This window comes from Pseudoalteromonas sp. NS-SX12 (genome assembly GCF_057367955.1).
On the sequence record NZ_CM170634.1, the window covers coordinates 1,631,764 to 1,656,797 of the forward strand.

The 25,034-nt window shown below is 40.7% G+C and carries 21 protein-coding genes; 11 read left to right on the forward strand and 10 right to left on the reverse strand.

Annotation, left to right across the window (positions count from 1 at the left end):
- Positions 1 to 65: 65 nt before the first annotated feature.
- A complete protein-coding gene (locus AC2IOM_RS07630) occupies positions 66 to 1,565 on the reverse strand; it encodes a S10 family peptidase (protein ID WP_486358017.1) in 1,500 nt (499 codons plus the stop codon).
- Positions 1,566 to 1,886: 321 nt separating this feature from the next.
- Here AC2IOM_RS07630 and AC2IOM_RS07635 point away from each other — a divergent pair, with 321 nt between their 5' ends.
- Both AC2IOM_RS07635 and AC2IOM_RS07640 read left to right on the forward strand, forming a co-directional pair.
- On the forward strand, positions 1,887 to 2,666 hold the full coding sequence (locus AC2IOM_RS07635; protein ID WP_010561821.1) for a DUF2189 domain-containing protein: 780 nt from the start codon (positions 1,887 to 1,889) through the stop codon (positions 2,664 to 2,666).
- A gap of 405 nt (positions 2,667 to 3,071) precedes the next feature.
- Entirely contained in the window at positions 3,072 to 4,304 is a 1,233-nt protein-coding gene (locus tag AC2IOM_RS07640) for a GGDEF domain-containing response regulator (protein WP_138630364.1), read from the forward strand.
- 140 nt (positions 4,305 to 4,444) lie between these two features.
- On the opposite strand, the gene AC2IOM_RS07645 is transcribed toward AC2IOM_RS07640, so the two are convergent.
- The 4 genes from AC2IOM_RS07645 to AC2IOM_RS07660 all read right to left on the reverse strand — a co-directional run bounded on the left by AC2IOM_RS07645 (position 4,445) and on the right by AC2IOM_RS07660 (position 8,144).
- Positions 4,445 to 5,167, reverse strand: a complete 723-nt coding sequence (locus tag AC2IOM_RS07645) for a LytR/AlgR family response regulator transcription factor (RefSeq protein ID WP_010561819.1) — start codon at positions 5,165 to 5,167, stop codon at positions 4,445 to 4,447.
- The gene (locus AC2IOM_RS07650; protein WP_010561818.1) at positions 5,157 to 5,711 is read right to left on the reverse strand and encodes a histidine kinase; all 555 of its coding nucleotides are present in this window, start codon (positions 5,709 to 5,711) and stop codon (positions 5,157 to 5,159) included. Before AC2IOM_RS07650 ends, AC2IOM_RS07645 begins: the two co-directional genes overlap by 11 nt.
- Positions 5,712 to 5,813: 102 nt before the next feature.
- A complete protein-coding gene (locus AC2IOM_RS07655; RefSeq protein ID WP_486358018.1) occupies positions 5,814 to 6,917 on the reverse strand; it encodes a histidine kinase in 1,104 nt (367 codons plus the stop codon).
- 18 nt (positions 6,918 to 6,935) lie between these two features.
- On the reverse strand, positions 6,936 to 8,144 hold the full coding sequence (locus AC2IOM_RS07660; protein ID WP_486358019.1) for a sensor histidine kinase: 1,209 nt from the start codon (positions 8,142 to 8,144) through the stop codon (positions 6,936 to 6,938).
- A gap of 295 nt (positions 8,145 to 8,439) precedes the next feature.
- Here AC2IOM_RS07660 and AC2IOM_RS07665 point away from each other — a divergent pair, with 295 nt between their 5' ends.
- From AC2IOM_RS07665 to AC2IOM_RS07675, 3 genes are all read left to right on the forward strand, one after another.
- Positions 8,440 to 8,778 carry a P-II family nitrogen regulator gene (locus AC2IOM_RS07665; RefSeq protein ID WP_010561815.1) on the forward strand — a complete coding sequence of 113 codons (339 nt, stop codon included), beginning with the start codon at positions 8,440 to 8,442 and terminating at the stop codon, positions 8,776 to 8,778.
- A 10-nt stretch (positions 8,779 to 8,788) separates the two neighbouring features.
- Positions 8,789 to 10,021, forward strand: coding sequence for an ammonium transporter (locus AC2IOM_RS07670; protein ID WP_010561814.1), 1,233 nt, complete (start codon positions 8,789 to 8,791; stop codon positions 10,019 to 10,021).
- 117 nt (positions 10,022 to 10,138) lie between these two features.
- Entirely contained in the window at positions 10,139 to 11,236 is a 1,098-nt protein-coding gene (locus AC2IOM_RS07675; RefSeq protein ID WP_100913944.1) for a response regulator transcription factor, read from the forward strand.
- Here the strand turns inward: AC2IOM_RS07675 and thpR are convergent.
- A complete protein-coding gene (thpR, locus tag AC2IOM_RS07680) occupies positions 11,233 to 11,775 on the reverse strand; it encodes an RNA 2',3'-cyclic phosphodiesterase (protein ID WP_486358020.1) in 543 nt (180 codons plus the stop codon). The genes AC2IOM_RS07675 and thpR overlap by 4 nt on opposite strands.
- A gap of 42 nt (positions 11,776 to 11,817) precedes the next feature.
- On the opposite strand from thpR, the gene AC2IOM_RS07685 reads away from it, so the two are divergent.
- The 4 genes from AC2IOM_RS07685 to hrpB all read left to right on the forward strand — a co-directional run bounded on the left by AC2IOM_RS07685 (position 11,818) and on the right by hrpB (position 16,909).
- The gene (locus tag AC2IOM_RS07685) at positions 11,818 to 12,141 is read left to right on the forward strand and encodes an ArsR/SmtB family transcription factor (RefSeq protein ID WP_105170511.1); all 324 of its coding nucleotides are present in this window, start codon (positions 11,818 to 11,820) and stop codon (positions 12,139 to 12,141) included.
- A gap of 10 nt (positions 12,142 to 12,151) precedes the next feature.
- Positions 12,152 to 13,150, forward strand: a complete 999-nt coding sequence (locus tag AC2IOM_RS07690; RefSeq protein ID WP_486358021.1) for an ArsJ-associated glyceraldehyde-3-phosphate dehydrogenase — start codon at positions 12,152 to 12,154, stop codon at positions 13,148 to 13,150.
- Between the two features lie 78 nt (positions 13,151 to 13,228).
- Positions 13,229 to 14,437: an organoarsenical effux MFS transporter ArsJ gene (gene arsJ / locus AC2IOM_RS07695; RefSeq protein WP_486358022.1), complete on the forward strand. Its 1,209-nt coding sequence runs from the start codon at positions 13,229 to 13,231 to the stop codon at positions 14,435 to 14,437.
- Positions 14,438 to 14,467: 30 nt separating this feature from the next.
- A complete protein-coding gene (hrpB, locus tag AC2IOM_RS07700) occupies positions 14,468 to 16,909 on the forward strand; it encodes an ATP-dependent helicase HrpB (protein ID WP_486358023.1) in 2,442 nt (813 codons plus the stop codon).
- 12 nt (positions 16,910 to 16,921) lie between these two features.
- Here hrpB and AC2IOM_RS07705 read toward each other — a convergent pair whose 3' ends face one another.
- The gene (locus tag AC2IOM_RS07705; RefSeq protein WP_486358024.1) at positions 16,922 to 17,341 is read right to left on the reverse strand and encodes a DUF3429 domain-containing protein; all 420 of its coding nucleotides are present in this window, start codon (positions 17,339 to 17,341) and stop codon (positions 16,922 to 16,924) included.
- 131 nt (positions 17,342 to 17,472) lie between these two features.
- On the opposite strand from AC2IOM_RS07705, the gene AC2IOM_RS07710 reads away from it, so the two are divergent.
- Positions 17,473 to 18,168, forward strand: coding sequence for a hypothetical protein (locus tag AC2IOM_RS07710; protein ID WP_486358025.1), 696 nt, complete (start codon positions 17,473 to 17,475; stop codon positions 18,166 to 18,168).
- Positions 18,169 to 18,185: 17 nt separating this feature from the next.
- On the opposite strand, the gene AC2IOM_RS07715 is transcribed toward AC2IOM_RS07710, so the two are convergent.
- On the reverse strand, positions 18,186 to 19,238 hold the full coding sequence (locus AC2IOM_RS07715) for an aldo/keto reductase (protein WP_486358026.1): 1,053 nt from the start codon (positions 19,236 to 19,238) through the stop codon (positions 18,186 to 18,188).
- Between the two features lie 211 nt (positions 19,239 to 19,449).
- Here AC2IOM_RS07715 and mrcB point away from each other — a divergent pair, with 211 nt between their 5' ends.
- Positions 19,450 to 21,762, forward strand: coding sequence for a penicillin-binding protein 1B (mrcB, locus tag AC2IOM_RS07720; protein WP_486358027.1), 2,313 nt, complete (start codon positions 19,450 to 19,452; stop codon positions 21,760 to 21,762).
- A 28-nt stretch (positions 21,763 to 21,790) separates the two neighbouring features.
- On the opposite strand, the gene AC2IOM_RS07725 is transcribed toward mrcB, so the two are convergent.
- The gene (locus AC2IOM_RS07725; protein WP_486358028.1) at positions 21,791 to 23,620 is read right to left on the reverse strand and encodes a methyl-accepting chemotaxis protein; all 1,830 of its coding nucleotides are present in this window, start codon (positions 23,618 to 23,620) and stop codon (positions 21,791 to 21,793) included.
- A gap of 124 nt (positions 23,621 to 23,744) precedes the next feature.
- On the reverse strand, positions 23,745 to 25,025 hold the full coding sequence (gene hemL, locus AC2IOM_RS07730) for a glutamate-1-semialdehyde 2,1-aminomutase (RefSeq protein WP_394228189.1): 1,281 nt from the start codon (positions 25,023 to 25,025) through the stop codon (positions 23,745 to 23,747).
- Positions 25,026 to 25,034 lie beyond the last annotated feature (9 nt).

The window sequence follows — 25,034 nt, forward strand, 5'->3', positions numbered from 1 at the left end:
ATATAGTTGTTAAAAGCTTTTTTGCAAAGTTAAAAAGCAGCAAGAACTGCTGCTTTTTAATGTGATTAGTACTTAGCTGGACCTGAAGGCAGGGAGTTTAAAATAAATTCGCGTACATCTTGGTTTGATGTTTCTAAATCGGCGCGGCGAAGATACATCATGTGTCCGCTTTCGTAGCCTTTAAAGCTTAAGCGTTCACGCATTTTGCCGCTCGGATCAAGTTGCCACATAGTGTACTTGGCATCAAAGTAATTTGTTGCGCCATCAAAATAACCAGATTGCACCATTACATTCAAATAGGGGTTTTGCGCCATTGCCAAGCGCAGATTCTCGCCAGTTTTATTATTGCTGCGGTCCCACGGGTGAACCGAACCAAACATGTTGTATTTTAGATCTGTTTTGTAGCCGAGCTCTTGTTGCAGGTAGTAATTAATTGCTGGTGTAAATGAGTGCAACCATGAGGTTAGTTCAGCCCAATAATCAGGGCGACTGCCTGCATCACGCTTATCGATGCCTTTATAACGAGAATCTAAACGACCTACAGTAAAACCGTCTTCGCGTAGCAACTCTTTCCAAAATGCGGCATTAGGAATATCAAGATTATTGCGTAGTACAAAGGTTTCGCTCAGTGCCGTGTATTTAGCGATGGTTGCGGCAATTTGTTGTTTTTCATCAATATTAATAAAGCCACCTTTGCTAATTGCAGGGATCGCTTTATTGATTGAAAAGTCTTCAACTTCGGCTAAAAATGTTGTTAGTGGCATGTTTTGGTATTTAGTATCTAACTTGTTGTGATACCAAGCCGTTGCGGCAAAGTAAGGAATGCGATTAGCGGCTTCAACTGGGCCTTCGCGTTTAATACCAATTTCAGTAGGTGATACTAAGATTACGCCATTTAGATACATCCATTGGCGATTTTGCAATTCAAGTGCAAGACCAGAAACACGTGTTGTACCGTAACTTTCACCAATTAAAAACTTTGGCGATAACCAGCGGTTGTTGCGTGTTACAAAGGTATTAATCCAATCAGCTAGGTATTTAATGTCGGCATTAACACCAAAAAATAACTCTTTTTGTTTATCTTTACTTGGCAGTTCACCTTTGTCATTTTCAAGAACACGAGAATAGCCTGTGTTTACTGGATTAACGTAGACAATATCAGCGACATCAAGCACTGAGTAAGGGTTACTTTTAACGCCATAAGGCTGAACTGGGTAGCCTTCGTCATCAATATTTAAGATTTTAGGGCCTGTGTAAGCAAGGTGCATCCAAACCGAAGCCGAACCAGGTCCACCATTAAACGAAATCAGTAATGGGCGTTTGCCATAGTCTTTCACACCTGACTTTTGATAATACGTGTAATGCAAACTGGCAATCGCGTTACCTTGCTCGTCCCATACCGGTTGCGTGCCAATTGTTGCACTGTACTTAACCTTGTTACCTAAGATTTTTACTTGGTGATTAGAGGTTTGTTTACTATCGATTGTTATTTTTCTATCAGTGGCTTGTGATTGGTTTGATATCACAAGCGCTGAAAAAACGACTAACTGAATAAGCTTTTTCATGTTGGCCCTGTTGTTAAACATGTGGATTAGGTTAGTAAGCAGACTACTTAATTTTTGCTTGTGCGGTCAAAGAGAGTGAGACCAATATAGGCATTTTTTCGTTCAATTACTAAATCTACCCTATACTGATTAATGACGTATATAAAACAATGATGCACTTTGACTTTTTACATATAAGCCGTTTTTACAGCGCAACAAGCATTGTATTTAAAACGCTATTAAATGGTTAAAGCAAAAAAACAAACCCATTGTTTGTATCGATACGTACAGTAACTATGAGCGATATTGTCACCGCTAACTGATTCAATTAAGGAGAAAGTTATGCCTCAAACTCCAGTAGCAGATAAGCATGCGACTTTTGCCAGATGTTTAGAGTGCAATAAGGTTGGACTATTTGCCCCTCTGCATTGGCTTGCCCTTGGTTTTAAAGATATGGCAAGTGCGCCAATTTTGAGCCTATTTTATGGTGTTGTGTTTAGTATTATCCCTGTCGCGATTTTATATTTTGTCTATCAATCAGGTACCCATCTCGTTATTTTACCCGCCACCGTGGCATTTGCCCTAATTGGGCCAGCTTTTGCTGTTGGCTTATACGATATTGCGTGGGAACTGGAAAAACAGCACAAACCGACACTAAGTCATAGTTTAAGGTCAATGTTTCGAAACCCAGTTGGCGAGTGGGGTTTTGCGGTACTGTTAATGGTGATTATGATTATTTGGATGCGTTTAGCGGCACTGGTGCATGCGTTATACCCAAATAGTGTTAATCCAACATTTGACGAGCTCTCGGCGTTTTTAACCTTAGGGTCGTTAATTGGTGCAGTTATGCTCGGTAGTGTATTTGCTATTTCTGCGTTTACACCGCAAATCATGATGGAGCGCCGAGTGGATATTATGACTGCTGTGGTGTCATCGATACATGCAGTAAAAGAAAATATTGGTGCCATGATTGTTTGGGCATTTTGCATTGTTGCTTTGGTGGCATTAGGCTTTTTGACTGGCGCAACAGGGTTTATTGTAATAATGCCGCTGCTTAGCTATGCAAGCTGGCATGGCTATATCGCCATCATAAAACACAAAGGCCCTCGCGGTTACGAGTAATAAGGGGCGGTTATCTTTTTACGTTCGTTTTTGCAGCAGTTTGGTTTGGCTTTACATAAGGCAGAGGCTGGGTGACATAGTTATGCTATGTGAGTCAGCCGATAACACCGTAAAAAGCCAATTGAGCGCATTTTTTCATTGTTGCCTACATGGATAGAGGTAAGGGGCGTGAGTAGAAGCGCGAGCGTTGAGCGATATTCGCTTAGATTTCTGAGCAACTCATCGAGCGTCGCGATAAACACACGCTCAGAGAGAACTAAAATAGCAGTGAAAAGATCAGTAGGCCCTAGTATATTTTTAAAAAAGGGGAACGTTTGTTTCCCTTTTTTTAATGGTTATGTGGTATAACGGGACCACAATAATAAGCCTGCGAGCAGGTAAGAAAAGCTTAGTTGGAGTGTAACTATGCAACGAATTCTAATCGTTGAAGATAGCAAAATGGTGCAACAAGTATTGCGCCATCTAGTCGCGCAGTATTTATCTGTTCCCGTTGATTTTGCCGCATCGCTGAGAGAGTCGGCAGGACTTATCAAAAATAATAAATATACCCTAGCGCTGGTGGATTTGAACTTACCCGATGCGAGTAACGGTGAAGTGGCCACACTGACCTTGCGTTGTGGTATTCCTACACTTGTTTTAACTGGCAGTATTGATGAGTTTAAGCGTCAGCAAATGCTTGAAATGGGTGTGGTGGATTACGTACTAAAAGAAAACCGCGATTCATATACTTATGCTGTAAAGCAGTTGGCACAGCTGCTCGGAAACCAAGGAACTAAAGTACTGGTTGCTGATGATTCGCAAACTAGTCGTACTATGATGCGTCAAAACTTAGAGCGTTTACTGTACCATGTTGAAGAGGCTGAAGATGGTGATCAAGCGTATCAAAAGCTATTAGCTGATGAGAGCATTAAGTTACTACTCACCGACTTTGCTATGCCGAAAAAAGATGGTTTTGAATTAGTTAAAAGCATTCGCTCAAAACGAGGGCGTGATAGTTTAGGTATTATTGGTATTTCAGGTTCTGGCAGTCAGAGTTTATCTGCCAAGTTTATTAAGCATGGCGCAAATGACTTTTTAACAAAACCTTTCGCACCAGAAGAGTTTCATTGTCGTGTAATGATGACCATGGAGCAGCTAAACCTGATAGAGACCATTAAAGATTCTGCGAACAAAGATTATCTTACAGGGCTTTATAATCGTCGTTACTTCTATCAAGCGTCAGAGAAAATTATCACTGAGCAATCGTTATTAAGTATTGCTGTGATTGATATCGACCACTTTAAGCAAATAAATGATACTTACGGGCACCAAGCTGGCGATGAAGTCTTAAGCTTTTTATCAAATAAATTAACAGAGCAATTTGGTGATGCACTGATGGCGCGTCTTGGCGGGGAAGAATTTGCCGTGCTGTTTAGAGGTGAAGATCAGGATGCAGCATTTGAAAAACTCGATGAACTACGTTTTTCACTCGCGAATATGCAAGTTGAAGCTGCGGGTCAATTTATTAGCTTGTCTATCAGTGCGGGGGTTGCTCAATTACAGCAAGACGAAGAGCTTTCAGAGCTAATTAATCGCGCCGATGTGGCACTTTATGATGCAAAAGGTGGTGGCCGAAATCAGGTGGTTATTCACCAATAAAGCCAACCTTTAAAGAGTAAGCTAAGAGTTCATAATCGACGCTCTTAGCTTTTAATTTTGCTGAAATCTGAAATCTGAAATCTGAAATCTGAAATCTGAAATCTGAAATCTGAAATCTGAAATCTGAAATCTGAAATTTTTTACAGCTGCGTAAACTCAAGTAGTTGTCTTAATTTGGTTGCTTGTCTACGAGAGATTTCAACCGTTTGACCATTGCTTAGCGTCGCTGTTAAGCCATAGCTAATTGCCTGTTCCATGCTTTCAATTGCATCTAGACGAATAATGTCTGAGCGACTGGCACGAAAATAATGTCTTTCGTCTAATTTTGCTTCAATTTTATTAAGCGAGCTGTGTAAGTACGCTTTACCGTGCGGTGTATAAATCGCCGCGTGGTTACCAATTGACTCAAAACGAATGATCTCTTTCAGCTCAATAATGCGCATGGTTTCGCCGTACTTCACCATTAGTTTGTGATCATCCGGTAGGCCACTTGCCGATGCGCTTTGTTCAAGACGTTTTTCTAATTTTTCAATGCTTTCGGCTAAACGAGCAGGGTTTACTGGTTTTACTAAATAGTCCATCGCGTTTAGTGAAAATGCTTCTACGGCAAACTGGTCGTAAGCAGTACAGAAGATAATATTCACGTCATCACCGAGTGATTCTGCAAGCTCTAAACCGGTTGCGCCAGGCATATGAATGTCTAAGAAGATTGCATCCGGTTTATGCTCAGCGATTTTTTCACTCGCTTCTTCGGCATTTTTAGCCTCATCAACAATTTCAATTTGGCTATGTTTTGATAGTAGGCGTTTTAATTCACTGCGAGCAAGACGTTCGTCATCAACAATTATTATTCTAATACTCATTGTTAAAAGTTAACTCCATCGTGTAAGTGGTCGCATCACAGGTTTGTGTTGCACTGCAAACATTACCAAGGCCGAGCTTCGCAATTAGCTCGTTTAATGGCAAGTCACCTGACTTTATTTTTGGTGTTTGCGTTAATTTAAGTGTAAAAGTAAGCGCACCGCCAGTTTCATTGGTGCTTACAAGTAGTTCATTGTGGCTAACGCTGTAAATATCTTTTTTGATGAATACATACTCAACTATAGGCAGTAGCAAAGAGCATGCTAAAGGATATGGGCTGGAAAGCTTAGTGAACTGTTTTGTTATTGTAATTCGTTCTTCAAGGCGTAGCGCTTCTAAATCAAGCAAGTGTGCTAATTGAGTTAAGTCGTCGCTAACGCTGGTATTACCTACACCGTCGTTTAGTTGATAGCGAATTAACTCGGCAAGTTTGCCAAGTAAGTCGCTCGCTAAATCTTGATTTTCGAAAATCATATAGCGGATAGCATTCATGCTATTAAACAAGAAGTGTGGATTTAATGGTGCTTCCGCATTTTTTTCAAACATATAAAAAGAAAGTCTCTTTTTTGACAGACTATTCTGAGTCTATCGATTTTAAAATTATCTCGCCAATTAAAATGATAAACGGCAAAAAAGTGAGATGAATGGTTAGGCTGTTTTTTCTAGCTGTTGTTGCCAGTCAATTGGCAGTTCAATCACTACTTTTCTGCGCTTACCGCTTTTAACTAAAACGATGCTGGCATCGTTACTATACTGGTGCTCTAAACGGCTTTTTACATTATCGAAATGTTCAGTATCTAAAAAGAACTTACCGTGGCTTTGATGTGCAATTTCGATACGATATTTTTGGTGTTTTATAAAGCTTGCTATCGTTAGTTCGCCGTTGCGGTTACGCGCAGTGTTGAGTAAAAACGAACAGATAAAAATAAGCGACATACTTGGGATATTAGGTGATATCTCAGCATCATGAAGCTTTAAGCTGTAACTACTTGGCGCACGTTTTTGTTCTTCAAGTAACTCTAGGTAATTGGTTAAACTGGCCAGTTCATCATTGAGCTTTGCATCGGCTGTTTTACTCGACATCAAGTTGTAACGAAAAAGGTCCGATGCTTTGGTCACAAGATCTGCCGCTTTTTCTTCATCAATATCAATTTGATGCTTAATCGCTTCCATGGTATCGAATAAAAACTCAGGGTTAACACGGTTGGTTAAAATTTGTAGTTTTTGCTTTTTAAGCAATAATGCGAGCTGCTTATAATTTGAAATGCTAGCTGCGAGTACGTAACAGTAAGCCCACACTAAATTAAACACAATATTATAAATAACATAGGCTACAAGTGACTCGCCTAAGCCGTCCAAATGCATAATACTGTTTAAGTACTCTTCAAGAGAGTAAGGTACTAGTGCTAGTAATATAGGTAAACAATCTAAGCCAACAATCAACAATGAGGTGATGGTGGAACTAGCTAATAGCAGTAAAAACAGTTTCCACTTAGTTTTAGCATAGGTTTTATAGTGTTTATAAATGCCGCGCAGCACGATATGAAATGCCGCAAATATCATTATTAGCTGGTAAGTGCTGAGAGCTAATGCACCGTGCCAACCAAGTTGAAATATGGGGATTTCTTGGCCGTCAGGTTCTTGAAAAATCCCCCATACACCTAAGAGAGTTACTAAGGCTGATACAAATAAGATCGGCCCTTGGTATCGCCAATAATTAGGACTGGTATTTCGAATGTAACTGAAATTCATAACCGGATTTTGACCTTTTTAAATTGGCAATGTTAAACATGCGATGTATTTATCGTCTTTAAACTCAGCGTTTAACGAGGCGTTTTCGTTATACATTAGCTGTAAGCGTTTAATTAGGTTTTCTTGCCCTGTACCTGTGCTTTCGACTTTATAGGTGCCTGTGTAAATTGGGTTACTTACTGTCACCACAAGTTGGTTTTTTTGTTTAGCAATATCAACAATCAGCAGGCTTTGATCTTGCCTTGGCGCAATACCGTGCTTAATTGAGTTTTCAATTAATGTAAGAATGCCCATAGTCGGGACTTTAATATTTAAGCAGGTTTCATCTACATGCATTTCAATTAACAAGCGTTCTTCAAGGCGAATATGCTCAATATCAAGATAGAATTCACAAATGCGTAACTCTTCTTTTAATTTTACCGTGGGGTGCTTATTCGCTGTTAAGTTGTAGCGAAAAAGCTCATTTAGTTTATCGATTAACTCTTTAGCAAGCTGTTTATCTTCGAAAATCATACCGCGAATACTGTTTAAAGAATTAAACAAAAAATGCGGATTAAGCTGACTCATTAATAATGCGATCTGACTTTGCTTAAGTTGTGTTTTAACTTGGAAGCGACGTTTTAATGCTGACAACGGTAGATAGCAAAACAACCAAAAAAGAAATGCACCGAATTGAGACTTTAATTTTTGCGAAGAGGCACGATCAATCGCTTCTTGGTCTCCATTATGAATTTTCTCAAGTTCTTCTCGCGCTTTTATGTGTGCTTTGTCAAACCCTTCTTTAAAACCTTTTTTAAATTCAGATTTTGCTGTCGCATTAGTTGATGTTTCGTCTTGAGTGTCTGTGTTTTCTTCAACTTCGCTATCTGTTTTAACTTGATTAAGCGGGTCTTTATCGGGGTTTGCTCGATAATAGGCAATTTCGTTATCAATCGGCACAAACATGTCTCTGCTTATATCGCGAATGCTCTTGGCTATAAATGAGCCGACAGTAACAAAGACTAAGCCACAGATGAACACTTTCATAAATCCGGCTTCTTTGTTGCGTAAGAAATTAATAGGAGCGCGAATCAAAAAGTGAGTAACAAGAAAGAAGCTTAAAGTGCGTATGCCTGCATACGCGAATGTGTTTGCAAGGCCATGCATTTCCTTGTCGGTGTCTATATTTGACAGCCCGCCAAGTAATAATATGAGAGCAATTAAAGCTTGGATAACCCAATAAGCCATTTGCTTATATATCCTTTGTTATTGTTTTTTATTCCATTGAGTTAGTACGGCTCAGCATAACAGCTAACTCAGACATAGCATATTGTGTCAAAAACGGTCACCAAAGCAAGTTTTTGCTGTTTCATTTTTTGCACCAAAACGTTCACAAACCCACTATTGCTGCACCTTTGTGGTGCGTTAACTTTGTTGTAACACATTGTAAATTACATAACTTTATGAATTAGATAAAAAAATATTATTGGCATAAAGGTTGGATTTAGTAAGTACAAATAAAAAACAACAACAGGTACACGTTATGAAAATGATCAGCGCCATTATTAAGCCATTTAAGCTTGATGATGTTAGAGAAGCGATGTCAGATCTTGGCATTGAGGGCATGACAGTAGTCGATGTGAAAGGTTTTGGACGTCAACGCGGGCACACTGAGCTATATCGAGGCGCAGAGTACCAAGTTGATTTTATTCCAAAAATTAAAGTCGAAATTGCAACGCAAAGTGACAATGTTGACCGCGTGGTTGAGGCGATTACCAATGTGGCACAAACCGGCAAAATCGGTGACGGCAAAATTTTTGTCTATGACCTAGAGCAAATTGTTCGTATTCGTACGGGCGAGTTAGACGAAGCGGCAATTTAAGGGGAATGTCATGGAAAACACAGTAGTTGAATTAAAGTTTGCGCTCGATACATTTTACTTTTTAATGTCTGGCATCTTAGTAATGTGGATGGCTGCGGGTTTCGCAATGTTAGAAGCGGGCCTAGTACGCTCTAAAAACACCACTGAAATTTTAACTAAAAACGTCGCGCTTTACGCGATTGCATGTACGGTTTATCTGATTGTTGGTTACAACATTATGTATGTTGATAATGCCGAGGGTGGTTTTTTACCGTCATTGGGCATGCTGATTGGTACTGAAGCGGCAGATGCTGATCATGCATTGCAATCAGACTTTTTCTTCCAAGTTGTGTTTGTTGCAACGGCAATGTCGATTGTTTCAGGTGCAGTTGCTGAGCGCATGAAGTTATGGTCTTTCCTTGTTTTTTGTGTGGTGTTAACTGGTTTTATATACCCATTAGAAGGTTACTGGACTTGGGGCGGTGGCTTCTTATCAGAGATGGGATTTGTTGATTTTGCAGGTTCAGGTATCGTACATATGGCGGGAGCAGCGGCTGCGCTTGCCGGTGTATTATTACTGGGTGCACGTAAAGGGAAGTATGGTAAAAATGGTGAAATCTACCCAATTCCGGGGTCTAATTTGCCGCTTGCAACATTAGGTACATTTATTCTTTGGATGGGTTGGTTTGGTTTTAATGGTGGTTCGCAATTGCTGCTATCAGACAAAGAAAATGCCACAGCAGTGAGTCAAATCTTACTTAACACGAATGCGGCAGCGGCTGCTGGCGCAATTTCAGCACTATTACTTTGTAAAGTGTTATGGCGTAAAGCTGATTTAACTATGGTATTGAATGGTGCACTTGCGGGTCTTGTGGTAATTACTGCAGAACCTGCATCGCCAAGCCCGTTACTTGCGGTGCTAGGTGGCGCGCTTGGTGGCAGCTTAGTTGTGTTCAGCATTGTGGCATTAGACAAAGCTAAAATCGATGACCCAGTGGGTGCGATTTCAGTTCACGGTGTATGCGGCTTCTTAGGCCTTATGCTAGTGCCGTTATCAAATAGTGATGCGACATTTGTAAATCAGTTAATTGGCGCAGTAGTAATCTTTGCCTTCGTGTTTGTGAGCTCATTTATTGTTTGGGCGGTACTTAAGAAAACCATGGGTATTCGGGTTGGCGAAGAAGAAGAAATTAATGGTATGGACCAGCACGATTGTGGTGTAGATGCGTACCCTGAGTTTGTTACCGTACGAGGTAATATCTAACCAACTAGCTTGATTGAAGTTGTAAATATGTGAAAGCTCAATGCCTAATGGCGTTGGGCTTTTTTATTTGTAATATTATTCTATGCTTAGTACTGGTGCTATTAACGTGTTTAAACTATGAAAATAGACTTACTAATTGCGGAAGACGATATTTGTTTAAATGATCTTGTTGCCTCAAGTTTGACCGATGAATACTTAGTGTCGCAAGCGTATAATTTGGAGCAAGCGAAAGCCTTGTGCGATAAGTCTCAATTTAGTGTCATTGTTTTAGATTATCACTTTCCTGACGGCGATGGGGTTGAGCTTATTCATCATGTGAAAAAACAAGGCAATAACCCAATTATCGTGTTTTTAAGTGCCTCTGAAGAACTGGATACCAAAATGAATGCATTCAATGCAGGTGCCGCAGACTGGATTGATAAGCGTTCATTTATCCCCCCTTTATTATTAATCAAAATTAAAAAAGCACTGGCTAACCGGCAAGAATTTGATGCCCTAAAAGAGGCTGAGCAACAGGCAAACACAGCAGTATTTTCTGCGATGTCAGATTCCTTTATGTGGGGTAATACGGCAAGAGCGATTCAAGGTTGCCTTTCTTGCACTAACTACAACGAGTTTTTAGTTCATATTTTTTCGTACTTACAAAGTTTAGAGCTCACGGCATCGGTTGCGTATAGCGAAAATAGTCAGATAAGTTACTGGGATAGTCCTTATGCACGTGCATGTGGTATGGAAGAAGATCTTTTTAAATTAGTAATGCAAAAAGACGAACGTATTATTAATGCTGGGCGTCGATATTTTTTCAAAGACAGTTATATCTGTATTTTGATTAAAAATATGCCTGAAGACGAAGTACGAAAAGGGCAAATTTTAGACGTGGTAGCGGCCTATATTGAATGTGCAAATCATCAAGTTAATATGCTTAATCAAGAATACGTAAAACAACTGTATTTTAAAAAAATTGCGTTTGAATTAGATGATTTACAGCAAAAAATGGGACTTTTTACAGAACAAACTCAGCAAATTCAGAGCCACCAATCACTTAAGTTTTTTGAAATTTTTAGCCAACTTGAACTCACCAACGACGAAGAAAGTAAGTTAACTGAAGTAACTGATGACACGTTAATGAAGTTTGAAGAGCTCGCTTATAGTCATGTAAATATTATCAATAGCTTAAATAACGTGATTAAAGATTTTAAACGCCAATTATCTTAATCGGCTTTTAGCGGAAATGTTTCGATTGGTATATAGCGTAACTGGTTGTTAATGCGCGTCGAGTGAAAGAGTTTAAATTCACTATAGGTCACGTCAAACGGCGTGATTTTTCGTATTATTTGCGGAGGCTGTTTGCAGTTTCGTATTAGCGTAACGTGCGGGTGATAGGCAAACGGGTTAGTGTAAAGTTGCAGTTTTTCACCTTCATCGCGTAATGTATTGGCAAGCTGTGTTAATGAGTTGGGTTGGCTTGTTGGTTTTAAATAAAAAATTCCACTATTTTGCCAAAAGCTTGTCTCTTCAAAGCGCAAACTAAATGGTGAAACCGATAAACAGCGTGCAAATTCAATTAAAGCCTCTTGTGTTTTAATTGGCACATTCGGTAAAAACGCTAAGGTTAAGTGCAAATTACTTTTTAATATAGGCTTACGTTTGCTTTCAACTTTTGATACTAACCAATTGAATATTTTAGATTTATCTTCTTCGCTAAAATCTAAGCCAAAAAATAGCCGTTTATTTTCTTGATTTTTATCTGTCATCTTTTAATATTTGCTTATGCGTATATATGTTTAAGCGAATTTATGGTTGTAGCACAATTTCACAAAGCACTCAGTGAACAGACTCGCCTTCGAATTATGGCTCTTATTTTAGAGCATAAAGAGGTATGTGTCTGTGATCTTGTTGCCGTTTTAGATATGCCACAAGGTACGGTTAGTCGCCATTTAAGTTATTTAAAAAAGTCTGGGCTTGTACAGTCAGTTACTCGCGGTACATGGCGTTATTATCAATTAAGTGAATCGCTCAGCCAGCCGCTGTTAGCGATATTGAAATTAACACTCGACACACTAAATAGCGATTGCCAAGTGCAACGTGATTTAACTTCTTTCAAACCTTCAAATTGTTAGGCTGTTTATTATGAAAATTGCGATTAATGGCTTCGGTCGTATGGGTAAATTATTAGCACGTATCGTGTTAGCTGAGGCAAACCATCAGTTGGTTTATATTAATGATCCCGCTGCAACAAACGAGGCGATTGCCCACTTGTTAGCGTTTGACTCAGTTCAAGGACGTTTTAAAGACAATGAAATTCATGCAGATGACAGCCATTTATATGTCGCTGAGCAGAAAATTAGCTTATTGCATGAGTCAAAGTTAACCGATCTACCTGTTGATAATATTGACTTATTGATTGACTGTTCGGGGCTTTACCGTAAATCGGAGCTATTTCAACCTTTGTTAGATAAAGGGTTAGCGCGTGTTCTTGTTTCTTGCCCAGTAAAAGACGAAGGCGCGATTAATTTAGTCTATGGCGTAAATCATGATTTGTACCAAGCAGATAAACATAAAGTGGTTACGGCAGCGTCGTGCACAACCAATTGCCTTGCGCCTGTTGTAAAGGTATTAAAAGAAACAGTCGGCATAAAACGTGGCTCAATGACTACCATTCACGATATTACCAATACTCAAACGATTGTTGATAAAGCACATAAAGATTTACGTCGTGCGCGCGCTTGTGGTGAATCGTTAATTCCAACAAGCTCGGGGTCAACAACAGCAATTATGACGATTTTCCCTGAGTTGAAAGGCAAGCTTGATGGCTTAGCCGTGCGCGTACCGCTGTTAAGCGGCTCTTTGGTAGACTTAGTAATTGAAACTGAAAAACCAACCAGTGTTGAAGAGATTAACAATGCATTTGAGCGCGCAAAATCAGGTGAACTAAATGGCATTTTAGATATTGAAAAGCGTCCGTTGGTTTCGGTTGATTTTGTGGGCGATACGCACAGTGCCATTGTTGATGGCTTGTCGACTCAAGTAATCGACAAACATTTAGTAAAAGTATTGGCATGGTACGACAACGAAATTAACTATGTCTCACGTATGAATGACATTGTTAATATGATTGCCGCGTCTTAACTTACCTTTTCGCCCTAAACCAAAGTATTTCAACGCCTTGGTTTAGGTTTTGTTTATCACTTCATGTAGTTTTAAATTATGTTAGCAGCATCAAACACAGTCAGTCAGGGAATTAAAGACTACATACAAATTACCCTAGCTTACTGGGGATTTACCTTAACTGACGGCGCACTGCGTATGCTGGTAGTGCTGTATTTTCATACACTCGGTTATTCGCCAATTGAAGTGGCAATGCTATTTTTGTTTTACGAATTTTTTGGCATTGTTACTAATTTGTTTGGTGGCTGGTTGGGCGCCCGTTTTGGTTTAAAAGTCACTTTGTTTAGTGGCTTGCTGCTGCAAATTAGCGCGCTTATTTTGCTGGCGCAAACTCAGTGGCTAAGTGTTGTTTATGTAATGATATTGCAAGCAGCATCGGGCATCGCCAAAGATCTCAATAAAATGAGTGCCAAAACAGCTATTAAACAGCTTGTGCCAAGTGATGAAAGTAGCACTCTGTTTAAATGGGTGGCACTGCTTACAGGGTCGAAAAATACACTAAAAGGTTGTGGTTTCTTTTTAGGTGGTTTTTTACTGGCGCTATTTGGCTATCAAAACAGTTTGTATTTACTTGCTGCTGGGCTTGGATTAATTACTTTATTGGTTGCCTTTCAGTTAAAGCAAAGTTTAGAGGCCAAATCATTTAAACCGAAGTTTAGCCAAGTATTTTCATCAAGTAAAAAAGTAAACTTACTCTCGTTTGCGCGTTGCTTTTTATTTGCCAGTCGCGATGTGTGGTTTGTGGTTGCCTTGCCAGTGTTTTTAACCATGCAAGCGGGATGGTCGAGTACAGCAGTAGGTACTATGATGGCGTCGTGGGTGATTATTTACGGGGTTATTCAATCCACTACACCAAAAGTATTTAAGGCTTTTAATAAACAGGCCAATGCGCAGTCAGCGGTGTTCAGTGCGCTTGTATTGTTGGCTGTTTTGGTGGTTATGCTGGTGGCGATTTCTTACGGCCTATCACTGGTTAATGTAGCGATACTTGGGCTAATTTTATTTGCCGTAATTTTTGCTATTAACTCTGCCATTCACTCATTTTTGATTGTGCATTACGCTCGCGATGAAGGTGCCTCGATGGATGTTGGCCTTTATTACATGGCAAATGCCTGTGGGCGTTTATTTGGTACTGTGTTGTCTGGATTATTGTTTCAGCAATATGGATTAACAGCATGTTTAATCGCGAGTGCATTATTTGTGGCGATTTGCATTCCAATTACTGCGAAGTTAACGCAAAACAGTTAAAATTCAGCAAAAAATGAATGGATAGTTGTTTTGCTGCCGATTGAAAGTGTTTATCAAACTCTGGTTTCTAGATTATCGCAACATGAGCGCGTGGTGCTGCAAGCGCCACCAGGGGCGGGTAAATCAACTTGGTTACCACTGCAACTAATTAAAGATAATCACTTCAAACGTATTATTATGTTAGAGCCACGTAGGCTTGCTGCACGCAATATCGCAAGCTTTCTGGCCGACTGTTTAGATGAGCCGCTAGGGCACACAATCGGTTTGCGCATTCGTGGTGAAAATTTTACCAGTCAACACACCCGTTTAGAAATTGTAACTGAAGGCATGCTGACACGTATGCTGCAAGATGACCCAGAATTAGACGGCGTAGATTTGGTGATTTTTGATGAATTTCACGAGCGTTCAATTCAAGCTGAAACAGCACTTGCACTCTCATTTGAAGCGCAAATGGCTTATCGTGATGATCTTAAATTACTGATTATGTCGGCAACGCTTGATGGGGAGCGTTTAAGTTGTCACTTCGATGCACCGCTGGTGCAAAGTGAAGGACGTCAATTTCCTATCGCTGAACATTACACTGCAGTTAAAAATGAAGCTGATTGGCTAGCGCAAATTGCGCCGTTAACCATTCAAGCAATGGCAGAGCAAAGCGGCAGCGCACTGGTGTTTTTACCCGGCGTAAAAGAAATTAAAGCGATAGAGTCTGAGCTTATTGCAGCCAAAAACACAGGAAGCATCGCGCAAGATACTGCAATTTACGCACTGTTTGGCAAGCAAGACAAAAAAACACAGCAAGCGGCGCTTAAACCATGCTCCGAAGGGCAACGGAAAATAGTACTCACCACCAATGTGGCAGAAACCAGCTTAACCATTGATGGAATTCGCATTGTTGTTGATTCAGGTAAAGAGAAAATAACCCAATACAATGTTAAAAATGGTATTAGCCAATTACTTACTGTTAATGTGGCTAAGTCATCGGCGATTCAGCGCGCGGGTCGTGCAGGGCGCATCGAAGCGGGTGCGGTGTATCGCTTAGGCAGTAAAGAACATTTCGAGCGACGAGCAAGCCATGCAATACCTGAAATATTGCGCAGCGATATTAGTCAGCTTGTTTTAGAGTGCGCTAATTGGGGAACGTCAATTGACGACTTGGTGTTACTTGATAAGCCGTCGCCCAAACAAATTGATGCGGCGAAAAGTCTACTGTTGATGCTTGAAGCCATCACGGCTGATGGCAAGATTACCTCATTAGGTCAACAAATGTTGAGTTATGGTACAGAGCTACGTTTTGCTCATATGCTGATAAAAGCAAAGCAGCTTGAAGCTGATTATACCGGTATTTATCATTTGGCAGTGTATCTGGTTGCGCTTTTCACCAGTCAGGTAAATCGCAGTAATGACCTTGCAACTGGGCTTAATTTTCAGCTTAAATCACCGCAGCCAAACTTTGATAAAGAACTACGCCTGTGGCTTAAACGCTTAAAATTAACGGCGGTTAATCATCTACCCCTTGAATATTTATCGATTGTAATGGCGTTGGCTTTTCCCGACCGCATTGCGCAAAAACGCGGTAACGGATTGCGCTTGGCTAATGGTGCTGGCGCAACGCTTTATGATGATTTTCCAATTTATGATGACCTATTGTGTATTGGTGATATGGGCGGTGCGACAGGGCAACACGTATTTAATGCGTGTAAGTGTGATTTAGCACAAGTTGAAAGGGCGTTGCCGTACTTATTTGAAAATAAAGACGTTGCACAGTTTGATGAGAGCGCTGGGCGTTTTATTGCCGAAACACAATATTGTTTAGGGCAGCTGATACTGTCACGTAAACCTAGTAATAAAGCGCTTAGTGGTGATGAAAAAGCTGCTGCTTGGTGTCATATTATCGCAAGAAAAGGGTGGCAGCTGTTAAACCTAACGTTTGACGTTGAGCAATACATAGTGCGTTTAACGTTAGCCCATCAGTTTTTACCAAATGAATTTCCGCAGTTATCAAAACAGCACTTATTTGATCATCTTGATACGTGGCTTTCGCCTTATTTAACCGACGTAAATAGTTTGGCGGCACTTAAAAAGTTGGACTTATTAGCGCCGCTTAAAGGATTGCTCGATTGGCAACAGCAAACGTTATTAGATGAGTTATTGCCCGAGCGATTAGTTGTGCCTACTGGCTCAAAACTAAAAATTCATTACCAAGTTGATGGCCCAGCAAAGCTCTCGGTAAAAATGCAAGAAATGTATGGCGTTGCAACCACACCTAAGCTTGCGAATGGTGAGCTGTCGTTAGCCATTGAATTACTTTCACCGGCAATGCGTCCGCTCCAGATCACGCAAGATTTAGCAGGGTTTTGGGCGTCGAGTTACCGAGAAGTACAAAAAGAAATGAAAGGGCGTTACCCTAAGCATTTTTGGCCAGACGAACCGGCCAATGCTAAGGCAACTAATAAAGTAAAAAGCAGAATGTAATCGCTCTGCTTTTTACTGCACTACACCATGGTGCAGTTGTGCGGCAAAAAACAAATGACAAACCAACACTACACCCGTAATACGCTCACGCATGCGTTGATAATCTGGGGTTAATTTACTCCATGTTTCGGTACGTTTTTGCACTGCCAACAAAAAAACATACGATGCGCCGAGGTAGAGTAGGGCCAGTTTTATATCAAATAGTGCGAGCGCTAGCGTTGGAATTGTTGGTAATACAACTAGCCAATTTAGCTTGTTACTGTTTGATTCATGCCATAATGTACCAGCAACGAAACTCATAATACTAATGCTATAAAACATAAATGCTTGGCTTAATAAAGCATGCTCAAAAAGAAAGTGAGCGCCCACTAATAATAAAAATGGAATAAGACCAAGGTAACCTAATAGTGTTTGATTGCTATATTTTGACATAAGTACAATTCACGATTTCAATTGATAGTGATTGTACGCGAGAATCATCAAATTTGTTTAGTTTATTATGGATTTAGATAAACAGGCTCTGATATTCTGTTTAGAGTTATAGCTCTATTTAGGGTGGTTATGTGGGTACAATTCAACAGACACAAGATTTTAGTTGGCCAAATAATTGGTTAGATACATCACATATTTCAGCGCTCAAAGATATTTTTACTGCCTGTTTTAACGGCATTTCCAGTGACGAATATTTTGAAAAATACTTCAATTGTAGCGCGGCGTTTAAACGTGTTTTAAGGCTTTATTTTGCTGATGGAAACATTGTTGGTTATTGTTTACTTACGTTTGAGCGTGCAAACAAAAAAGTGCTGTTAAGAGCATCCGCTGGCTTTTATCCTGAATTTCGACAAGGTGGTCATACTTTATCGTTTTCTATTCAACAAGCGTTTAAGTATTGGCTAATGCATCCTTGGCAATATATTTACTATGCCGATACCATGTTAAGCCCTGCGATGTATCGCGCTATTAGTAAGCGCGTTGCAATCACGTATCCAAGCCCGCAGTTTTTGTATCATAAACGCGATTTGTTTGACGCATTTAATAAGGCTGGTTTTGTTAGCTCAGTGACAGATACCCGCTGTTTAGTGGAAACAGGACGTAGTAGTGCTTACAGTGACGATGATTTAAAGGCGTTTTTTAACAGCGAAAAACGAGAAATTGCATTTTATTGTAAGGCAAACCCGCATTTTGCATCGGGTATTGCCTTATTTGTGATTATGCCGATTAACTTAAAGCAGTTAGTACACACATTATTTAAGCGGTAGTATGTTAACTTTCCGCGCTAATACGGCAGTGGATATTTACGCCAAATAGCATCTACTTGCGCCATAAAGTCATCTGGTAGGTTAAGTTCAAATGCGGCAATGTTTTCGGCTAGCTGCTGCTGCGTGGTTGCACCAATAATGGTTGAAGTTACACCATCAACTTTATCGCACCATGCCAGTGCAAGTTGGCTTGGTGTGATCCTTAATTTCGCCGCAAGCTGACAATATTCAGCAACCGCCTGCTGTGCAGTTTCGGTATTTCTAAATAACCCATTGCGCTGCATTAATGTCCAGCGACTACCTTGTGGTCTGGCATCGTTTAGATATTTTCCACTTAACATTCCGGTTGCTAGCGGCGACCAAGGTAAATAGGCAATTTCTTCATGTACACAGTGCTCTATTAAATAAGGCCAATCTTTAGCGTGCAGTAAATTGAATTCATTTTGAATAGACACTGGGCGAGGCAAGTTATGCTCTTTGGCTAATTCAATAAACGTATGAATACCCCAGGTCGTATCATCTGAAAGGCCATAGTGGCGAATCTTACCTGCTTTAATACAGTGATCTAGCCCTTGTAAAATATCTAACATTTGCGCTTGATGGGCTTTAGTATCAACATTTGTAAAACTAATTTGGTTCGGTCTATGTTTTGCAAAATGCGGAGAAGTGCGGTTAGGCCAATGCAGTTGATAAACATCAATGGTGTCGATTTGTAGGCGTTTTAATGACGCATCAACCGCATTGATTACCGCTTGTCCAGTGATGTCTGAAGCATTTCTGATCCAAGGCAGGCCATTGCCTGCTATCTTTGTTGCAACTACCCAGTTATCGCGCTTTTGTTTATTTTTGGCAAAGTAGTTACCAATAATTTCTTCTGTTTTACCGTAGGTTTCGGGGGTTGGTGGTACAGCGTACATTTCGGCTGTATCCATAAAGTTGATACCGTGCTCGGCAGCTAACTCAATTTGTTGATTGGCATCAAGTTGATTGTTTTGCACACCCCAGGTCATGGTGCCTAAACAAATACGTGAAACATCAATGTTTGAACTTCCTAATTTTGCGTATTTCATAGCGAACCTTCTGGTCTTAAAATTATTAGATTTAGTGAAAATATGACGTTGCGATATGGTGCTTTTTTATGAGAACAATACTCAGCCGTGCTGATTTAAAATACAAACAACAACATCAGGCAATTATAATGGGGGTTTTAATAGGTATTGGCAATGAAATGCGATACAAAAATCGGTATGATAAACAGGATTTTTCTCAATTCTAAGTGCAATGACAGATAAAAAGAAAACGCCAAAATCGGCAACGAAAAAGACATCTACAACGCGTAAGCCGCGCGCTAAAAAAGCCACTCAAGCTAAAACTAAACCGAGCAAATTAAAACGCTTTTCAATACTCGCGTTAAAGCTAGGTGCTGGTTTGCTGGTTGCACTCGCACTTTATTTAATCTACTTAGATAGCAAAATTAGCCATAAATTTGAGGGTAATAAGTGGCAGTTACCAGCGCAAATTTATGCCCGCGCAATGACCTTCTATCCCGGCCAATATTTATCAAAAGATGAAGTTGTGTGGGAACTCCAACGCCTTAATTATTCTGAAGTTAATCGCATCAATAATACCGGTCAATACGTTATTAAAGGCAATACTATTCGTATTTATCGCCGTGCTTTTGAATTTTATGATGGGGCAGAACAGCAAGTTGGGTTCGATTTAGTGTTTGGCCCGAAAAAGCTTGCTGCAATTAAAGATGAGCAAGGGGCAAATTTATCAATGGCGCGCTTAGAGCCATTACAGTTGGCACGCCTTGCCAACGAAAGCAAGCAAGATCGCGAGTTTGTGCCACTTAGTCATATTCCGCAAGTGGTACAAGATACCTTGCTGTTGGTAGAAGACCGCAATTTTTACGAGCACCATGGGGTATCAGTTTGGTCTATTGTACGTGCCTTGGTGGCAAATATTCGCGCAGGTCGCACAGTGCAAGGGGGCAGTACTTTAACTCAGCAGTTAGCGAAAAACTTTTATTTAACCCGAGATCGCACCCTAACACGCAAAATCAATGAAGCATTAATTGCGCTGATTTTAGATTTTAGATACAGCAAAGACGAAATTTTAGAAGCGTACTTAAACGAAGTGTATTTAGGTCAGTCACGCTCGCAAGGTGTACACGGCTTTGGTTTAGCCAGTGAGTTTTATTTTGGTAAACCACTGAATGAAATTGAATACGACCAAGTTGCGCTATTAGTGGCTATGGTTAAGGGGCCAAGTTTCTATAATCCAAGGCGTTTTAAAGAGCGCACGATGGAAAGACGCGACTTGGTGCTACGCTTAATGGTTGAGAATGGGTTAATTTCGACTAAGAGCTATAAACTGGCGTTAGCACGTGATATCAAAATAGAACCTCTATCACGCTTTGATATTAATCAGCACCCGGGCTATATGGACTTAGTTCGCCGCGAGCTGAAAACAATTTTAAATTCAAAAGATACAATTGACGCAGGTGTACGCGTATTTACTTATTTCGATTTACAAAAACAAGCGGCGATGGAAAAGTCGTTTGAAACTGGGTTGCCATATTTAGAGCGTTTAAAATCGACTTCTAAGCTTGAGGCGGCAATGTTGTCGGTTAATGTAAAATACGGCGGTGTGTCTGCCTTAGTAGGCGCTCGCGATAGCGACTTTAATGGTTTTAACCGAGCGCTCGATACCAAACGTAATATCGGCTCATTGGTTAAGCCAGCCATTTACATGACAGCATTTGAATCGGGTAAATACACCTTAGGTAGCTTAGTTGATGACGAGCCAATGGAGATTAGCGATGAAGCTGGACACACTTGGTCACCGTCTAATTTCGACCAGAAATTCCGAGGCAAAATGCCGCTTTACCAAGCTTTTAGTAAAAGTATTAATATGCCTGCTGTAGCGGTTGGACTAGATTTAGGTTTACCTGCTGTAACTGAGTCAATTAAGCGATTAGGGGTCGATGAGTCAATTAATCAGTACCCGTCACTACTGTTAGGGGCACAAGAACTCGCGCCGATTGATGTTGCGCAAATGTATTCAACCATTGCGTTTGATGGCGATTATCGCAAGTTAACGTCAGTGGCGGCAATTACTAATGCTGTGGGCGAACTTATTTATCAGCATCACAGTACGCCTGAAAGGCGCTTTTCACCTGCGACTAGTTATATGACTAAATACGCAATGCAAAAGGTAACACGTGAAGGCACCGCGAAACGCTTAAAATTACATTTCCCAACCATTCAGTTAGCGGGTAAAACGGGCTCAACCAACAACTTGCGTGATAGCTGGTTTGCCGGTTTTGACCAAAATACGGTAACCGTTACGTGGGTTGGTCGTGATGATAATAAACCGACTAAATTAACTGGTAGCGTTGGTGCTTTAGAGCTTTATATTCGTTATTTGCGTCAGCTTAATCCGGAGTCAATCGCAACACCTAGGCCACCGTCAATTAAATGGGCATTTGTTAATACAGAAACGGGCAGACAAGCTCCACCAGGATGTGGCACTGTGCTTAAATTGCCAATACCAGCAGAGTTATTTAATTCACGACCGCGCTGTCACTAGCGCGTATCGTGATGTTCGAACAATAAGCTTACAGCTTAAATTGGCCAAGAGACTGTTTCAGCTTGTTGGCGATTTGCAGAATATGATTTGCTTCAGAAGCGGTGCTTTGCGCAGAGCTTAAACTGTGTTGTGCAAGCTGGCTAATTTCATCGCTGTGCGCAACAACATTTAATGTGCTACTGGTTTGTAAACTGGCTTGCTCCATAATTGCAGCGCCAGAGCGGTCAATTGATTGCATATCGTGTTCTGCGTTAGCCAAAATATCCCGAGTTTGATTGGCTTGTTCAACGCCTTGCTCCATTTTATCTACACTGTTTTGCATTTTCTGTTGAGTATCTTTTGCAGCCACCTGCAAAGTGCTGACAATGGTGTGAATTTCTTGCGTTTGTTGTTGAGTGCGTGCTGCTAGTGTTCTTACTTCATCAGCTACCACAGCAAACCCTCTACCTTGTTCTCCTGCACGCGCAGCTTCAATTGCGGCATTGAGTGCAAGTAAGTTAGTTTGGTCGGCAATTTCACTGATGGCGACACTTACGTTACTAATGTTTTGTGTGTCTTCTGCAAGCTTATTGAGCGCAGCTTGGCTCTGTTTAAAATCAAGCTGTAGTTCAGCCATATGTTGGCTTAAATTAAGAGTATTTTGACTGCCTTGTTGTACGTGTGTACTGGCTTCTTTTGCTAAGGTTTGCGCATCGGTTGCTTGTTGCTCAACCGCTTGTGCTGAGCTGCTCATTTCACTTAGTTGACTCGAAATTTCAGCAATTTTTTGCTCTTGTTGTATTGCATCTTGGCGGCTTGCGTCACTTGCATCTGCAAGCAGGGAAGTTGCTTGATTAAGTTCAAGTGCGGCGTGTTGAGATTGTTCTACAAGCTCAGCAAACTGCTTTAACATAAAATTAATTTGATGGCCGATAGCGGCTAACTCGTCGTCACTTTCAAGGTTTACTTTGATATTGAGTGAGCCATTGGCTGCTTCGTTTACGGTGTTAGATAAACGCGATAGCGTGCGTATCACAGCAAAATAAAAACCAGTCACCAAGTAAAGCGCGATTACCGTAAACAGAATTGATGCAATTAGCACGCTGTTACGAATAAACTGAGCGTTTGCCATTTGTTGGCGTACTTTTTGAGTTAGGTGTGGCAGCAAGGTGTCTGTAAAGCGTTCTAAGCTTTCGATTGTTTTATTATTTAGCTGAGAAAACTGCGTGCGTGATAAAGCGATTGAATCGGGGTCGAGCACTAGCTGTTTAATGGTTCTTTGATAATTTAGCAAGGCGCTTTTGGTATCAAGAACGAGGCTTTGTAGCGCGGTTTTTGTTGGTTTATGATGCGTCATCGCAACCATTAATTTGTTTTCAAGGTTATTGACTGAACTCGGTAGCGCTTTATTTTGATTAGATAGCTGAATAAAAGTATCAGGTGTAAAACTGCCGCTATTTATTACTGTGTCTGTGGCCTCTTTTACCGCATAAAAATTGGCAACGAGCAGCGGAAAATCATCCACTATGGCGCGATTTAAATAATTGCTCGCCAAATCGTTATCGGTTGCTAGTTGGCTTTTTATCGATATTTTATTGAGAGAGTCTAACGCATTACTAGCTGAAACATTAAAGTCATTGGCGGCAACCTGATTTAAGTTGTTGTCGACAACCGCTTGTAGTAAAGGCTTGTAATTTTTTAGTCCTGAGAGTTCCCGTTGGTGCTGTGTAATTTGATGGTTAAGCTGCACGTTTAAAAAAATTAAGCTGATTGCTAAGGGAATTAGTAACACACATACCACGACGATGATCTTTTTAGAGTAATTTAGCTTTGCCATTAAGGTAACGGCGGGAAGAATAAAGGCATTGGGCTTTGGCATAAACTCTGATCCTGTTAAGTGATACAGTGGTACAAGTTTATAAGAAGAACGAGTTTTTGCCTTTTTTCGTTCAAAAAAAACCACGCAAGTGCGTGGTTTTATAAATTAAATCTAACTTATTTGCTTAAAGCTTAGCGAAAGCGCGCTCGGCAGCTGCAATGGTTGCTTCAATTTCAGCGTCACCGTGTGCAGTTGAAACAAAGCCAGCCTCAAATGCACTTGGCGCAAGATAAACACCTTCATCAAGCATTAAGTGGAAGAACTTTTTAAAGCGCTCTAAATCACATTCTGTTGCTTGCTGGTAAGTAGTTACTGTTTCTTCAGATGTAAAGAAGAAACCATACATGCCGCCAGCGTAGTTTGTGGTAAGTTCAATACCTGCTTTTTCAGCAGCAGCTTTAAAGCCTTCACAAATACGCTTACTTTTCGCTTCAAGTTCGTCATGAAGACCATCAACATCCAGTAACTCAAGGGCTTTTAAGCCTGCGGCCATGGCAATTGGGTTACCTGAAAGCGTACCTGCTTGATAAACCGGACCTACTGGTGCGATGTAATCCATGATTTCAGTTTTACCACCAAATGCACCTACCGGCATACCGCCGCCGATCACCTTACCTAAACAGGTTAGATCGGGTGTGATATTGTAATACGCCTGTGCACCGCCTTTTGCAACGCGGAATCCAGTCATTACTTCATCAAAAATCAGTACTGATTTGTATTCGTCACACACTGCGCGTAAACCTTCTAAGAAGCCAGCAACTGGTGGAATACAGTTCATATTACCCGCCACTGGCTCTACGATAATACACGCGATATCATCACCAAATTTAGCGAAAATTTCTTTTACTTCATCGAGTTTGTTAAACGATACAGTCAGTGTGTGCTTAGCAAAATCTTCAGGAATACCCGGTGAATTTGGCACGCCCATAGTCAGAGCGCCAGACCCCGCTTTTACCAGTAGTGAATCAGCGTGACCGTGGTAACAGCCTTCAAACTTTAAGATTTTATCTTTGCCGGTAAAACCACGTGCCAGACGAATTGCACTCATAGTTGCTTCAGTACCTGAGCTCACCATGCGTACTTTTTCAATTGATGGCACAAGCGCTTTTACTTTCTCGGCCATTAAAATTTCAGTTTCTGTTGGTGCGCCGTAGCTTAAACCGTTCTCAACAGCGTCAAGTACAGCCTGTTTAATCGCACTGTGGTTGTGACCTAAAATCATAGGGCCCCAAGAGCCAACATAGTCAATGTACTTGTTATTGTCGGCGTCATAAGTAAATGCGCCTTCGGCTTTAGTAATAAAGCGCGGTGTGCCACCAACACCGTTAAATGCACGAACCGGTGAGTTTACACCACCTGGGATAGACGCCTGTGCTCTATCAAATAAGTCTTGGCTAATTGTCATAATTTGTTC

Bases quoted from the DNA above. Each gene is read 5' to 3' on its own strand.
- AC2IOM_RS07630 (WP_486358017.1), bottom strand. From the start codon at position 1,565: ATGAAAAAGCTTATTCAGTTAGTCGTTTTTTCAGCGCTTGTGATATCA.
- AC2IOM_RS07635 (WP_010561821.1), top strand. From the start codon at position 1,887: ATGCCTCAAACTCCAGTAGCAGATAAGCATGCGACTTTTGCCAGATGT.
- AC2IOM_RS07640 (WP_138630364.1), top strand. From the start codon at position 3,072: ATGCAACGAATTCTAATCGTTGAAGATAGCAAAATGGTGCAACAAGTA.
- AC2IOM_RS07645 (WP_010561819.1), bottom strand. From the start codon at position 5,167: ATGAGTATTAGAATAATAATTGTTGATGACGAACGTCTTGCTCGCAGT.
- AC2IOM_RS07650 (WP_010561818.1), bottom strand. From the start codon at position 5,711: ATGTTTGAAAAAAATGCGGAAGCACCATTAAATCCACACTTCTTGTTT.
- AC2IOM_RS07655 (WP_486358018.1), bottom strand. From the start codon at position 6,917: ATGAATTTCAGTTACATTCGAAATACCAGTCCTAATTATTGGCGATAC.
- AC2IOM_RS07660 (WP_486358019.1), bottom strand. From the start codon at position 8,144: ATGGCTTATTGGGTTATCCAAGCTTTAATTGCTCTCATATTATTACTT.
- AC2IOM_RS07665 (WP_010561815.1), top strand. From the start codon at position 8,440: ATGAAAATGATCAGCGCCATTATTAAGCCATTTAAGCTTGATGATGTT.
- AC2IOM_RS07670 (WP_010561814.1), top strand. From the start codon at position 8,789: ATGGAAAACACAGTAGTTGAATTAAAGTTTGCGCTCGATACATTTTAC.
- AC2IOM_RS07675 (WP_100913944.1), top strand. From the start codon at position 10,139: ATGAAAATAGACTTACTAATTGCGGAAGACGATATTTGTTTAAATGAT.
- thpR (WP_486358020.1), bottom strand. From the start codon at position 11,775: ATGACAGATAAAAATCAAGAAAATAAACGGCTATTTTTTGGCTTAGAT.
- AC2IOM_RS07685 (WP_105170511.1), top strand. From the start codon at position 11,818: ATGGTTGTAGCACAATTTCACAAAGCACTCAGTGAACAGACTCGCCTT.
- AC2IOM_RS07690 (WP_486358021.1), top strand. From the start codon at position 12,152: ATGAAAATTGCGATTAATGGCTTCGGTCGTATGGGTAAATTATTAGCA.
- arsJ (WP_486358022.1), top strand. From the start codon at position 13,229: ATGTTAGCAGCATCAAACACAGTCAGTCAGGGAATTAAAGACTACATA.
- AC2IOM_RS07705 (WP_486358024.1), bottom strand. From the start codon at position 17,341: ATGTCAAAATATAGCAATCAAACACTATTAGGTTACCTTGGTCTTATT.
- AC2IOM_RS07715 (WP_486358026.1), bottom strand. From the start codon at position 19,238: ATGAAATACGCAAAATTAGGAAGTTCAAACATTGATGTTTCACGTATT.
- mrcB (WP_486358027.1), top strand. From the start codon at position 19,450: ATGACAGATAAAAAGAAAACGCCAAAATCGGCAACGAAAAAGACATCT.
- AC2IOM_RS07725 (WP_486358028.1), bottom strand. From the start codon at position 23,620: ATGCCAAAGCCCAATGCCTTTATTCTTCCCGCCGTTACCTTAATGGCA.
- hemL (WP_394228189.1), bottom strand. From the start codon at position 25,025: ATGACAATTAGCCAAGACTTATTTGATAGAGCACAGGCGTCTATCCCA.